Origin of the sequence: Streptomyces sp. BE303 (assembly GCF_036290945.1) — a bacterium.
Lineage (GTDB): Bacteria > Actinomycetota > Actinomycetes > Streptomycetales > Streptomycetaceae > Kitasatospora.
The window spans coordinates 1-3,327 of record NZ_JAQYWZ010000861.1 but is presented as its reverse complement, the minus strand read 5'-3'; the positions used below and the strand labels follow the sequence as shown (position 1 = coordinate 3,327).

Here is a 3,327-nt window from a genome sequence, read left to right as displayed (position 1 = left end):
GCCGAGCGTCGTGCCGGTGCCGTGCGCCTCGACCGCGTCGACGTCCTGCGGGTTCAACCCCGCCTGCGCCAACGCCGCCCGGATCACCCGCTGCTGCGACGGACCGTTCGGCGCCGTCAGACCGTTCGACGCACCGTCCTGATTGACCGCCGTGCCCCGCACCACCGCCAGGACCTGCCGACCGGCAGCCCTCGCAGACGACAACCGCTCCACGAGCAGCATGCCGACACCCTCGGACCAACCCGTCCCGTCCGCACCCGCACCGAACGACTTGCACCGGCCGTCCGGCGCCAGACCCCGCTGACGCGAGAACTCCACGAACACATCCGGCGTCGGCATGACCGTCACACCACCGACCAGCGCCATCGAGCACTCACCCGAACGCAGCGCCTGCGCGGCCAGATGCAGGGCCACCAACGACGACGAACACGCCGTGTCCACCGTCACCGCAGGCCCCTCCAGGCCGAACGTGTACGAGATCCGCCCCGACATCACCGACGAAGCCGTACCCGTCAGCAGATGGCCTTCCAGGCCCTCCCCGCTCTCCGCCGCCCCGGTGCCGTACCCCATGAACGAGGCGCCGACGAACACGCCCACCGGCTCGCCGCGCAGGCCCAGCGGATCGGCACCCGCCGCCTCCAGCGTCTCCCACGACGTCTCCAGCAACAGGCGCTGCTGCGGATCCATCGCCAACGCCTCACGCGGCGAGATCCCGAACAGCCCCGCATCGAAGTCCCCCGCCCCGTACAGGAACCCGCCCTCCCGGGCGTAGAACGTCCCCGCATGCTCCGGATCCGGGTGGTACAACCCCTCCAGATCCCACCCACGATCCGTCGGGAACGCCCCGATCCCGTCCCTCCCGGACGCGACCAGATCCCAGAACTCCTCCGGCGTCCCCACACCACCCGGCAACCGCAGACCCATCCCCACGATCACCACCGGGTCGTCGCCGGTGGCGGCCAAGGGCACCGGAGCGGCGGGACCCGCGGCGTCCGCGCCGCCGACCACCTGCTCCAGAACGAACCCGGCGAGCCGCTCGGCGCTCGGGTAGTCGAACGCCAGCGTCGCGGGAAGCACCAGCCCGGTCGCGGCCTGCAACCGGTTCCGCAGCTCGACGGCCGTCAGCGAGTCGAAGCCCAGCTCCTTGAACGCCCGCGACGGTTCGACCGCCCCGGTCGAGGCATGACCGAGGGCAGCGGCGACGTGCGTCCGTACGACGTCCGCGACGAGCCGCTGCCGGTCGGCGACCGGCACGCCCGCCAACCGCTGGACGAACGCGGACGACTGGGAGCCACCCAGCGGCTCGGGGACGGCAAGGTCACGGGCGGCCGGGAGATCCGCGAAGAACGGCCGGGCGCGCGTGCTGGTGAAAGCGGGCAGGAAGTCGGCCCACCGGATGTCGGCGACGGTCACCTGGTCCTCGCCGGCCCCGACCGCGCCGGCCAGGGCGGCCAGCGCGAGCGCCGGGTCGACCGGGGTGATGCCGCGACGGCGCAGCCGGTCGGCGACCTCGGCCTCGGCGGCCATGCCGACCTCGGCCCACGGGCCCCAGGCGACGGCGGTGCCCGGCAGTCCTCGGGCACGGCGTCCGGCGACCACGGCGTCCAGCGCCGCGTTCGCCGCCGCGTAGGCGGCCTGGTCGGCGCTGCCCCAGATTCCGGCGATCGAGGAGAAGACCACGAACGCGTCGAGACGCGTACCGACCAGCGCGTCCAGGTGCAACGCCCCGTCGACCTTGCCGGACAGCACACGGTTCAGGTGCCCGGCGTCGGCGTCGGCCAGCCCGGCGTCCTCGGCCACACCTGCGGCGTGCACGACCGCGTCGACCGCACCGACCTGTGCGAGCAGCGCCTCGACGGCGGCCCGGTCCGAGAGATCGCACGCGTACGCCTCGGCACCCGGAAGTTCGGCGAGCAGTGCTTCCGCGCCGGGCGCGGCGGGGCCCCGCCGGCTGACCAGCACGATCCGCTCCGCGCCGTTCGCGGCCGCCCATCGGGCGACCTGGGCGCCGAGCCCGCCGGTGCCTCCGGCGATCAGCACGGTGCCGCGCGGACGCCAGGTGGCTCCGCCGGTCGCCGGGGCCGCCACCAGACGCCGGACCAGAACGCCGCTGCTGCGAACCGCCACCTGGTCCTCGGGGCCGAGCGCACCGGCCAGCACCGGACCGAGCCGGGCGACCGCCCTGGCGTCGAGGGTCTCCGGCAGGTCCAGCAGTCCGCCCAGGAGCTCCGGGTGTTCGAGGCCGACCACGCGGCCCAGTCCCCACTTCGCCGCCTGCAAGACGTTCGGCGCGCCGTCCGCCCGGCCGACGGACACCGCGCCCCGGGTCGCCAACCACAGCGGCGCACCGCCCGCGACCTCGGCCGATGCCTGGACGACGGCCAGTGCGCCCGCGAGGGACACGGCCGGGAGCACGAGGATGCCTGCGGGCTCCAGCTCACGCAGACGCGTGGCCAGGTCGGCGCGGTCGCCGAGCGGTACGACCACGGCGTCGGCGCCGAGCGCGGTCAGCGCCTCGGCGAACTCGGACGCTTCGACGCGTACGGACGCCTCGTCACCGACGATCGCCCAGCGGCCACGGGGCGCCGCCTCGGCCAGATCGGTGACGGGCTTCCAGGTGACACGGTGACGCCACCCGTCGATCAGCGAGCGCTCCCGACCGCGGGCCCGCCAGGACGCCAGCGCGGGAACGAGCGGTTCCAGGGTGGTGACCGGGACACCGAGCCTGGAGGCGAGTCCGGCGGTGTCGCCACGGTCGATCGGGTCCCAGAACGCCTCGTCGGCGGCCACGGCCGGCGCTTGGGCGCGGGTCTCCAGCCAGTACCGCTGGTGCTGGAAGGCGTAGGTCGGCAGCTCGGCCGGTCGGACGCCCGTGAACAGCGGCGACCAGTCGACCGGGACGCCGTTGACGTGCAGGGTCGCGAGCGCCGTGAGCACGGTGGTGACTTCGTCACGGTCGCGGCGCAGCAGCGGCGCCGTGACGGCGTCGGGCTGCTGGACGAGCGCGGACAGCACGCCGTCCGGGCCGAGTTCGACGAACCTGGTGACGCCGTCGAGGGCCGCGAGGGCGTCGGCGAAGCGGACCGGCTTGCGGACCTGGTCGACCCAGTACTCCGGGTCCGACCACTGCCCGACACCGACCGGGCGGCCGGTCACCGACGACACCGCCGGGACCGAAGGCTCGGAGAAGGACAACCCACGCACCACGGCGCGGAAGTCCTCCAACATCGGCTCCATCAGCCGGGAGTGGAAGGCGTGACTGGTCCGCAGACGGCTGGACTTCCAGCCCCGCCCACCCGCAGCCTCGGCAACGGCGTCGATCTCGGC

At 74.3% G+C, this 3,327-nt stretch carries 1 protein-coding gene; it reads right to left on the bottom strand.

Translation table 11 applies throughout. The features are described 5' to 3' along the window. Positions 1–3,327: SDR family NAD(P)-dependent oxidoreductase (locus PUR56_RS30665; RefSeq protein WP_329951369.1), on the bottom strand; the 3,327-nt coding region annotated here is incomplete at both ends.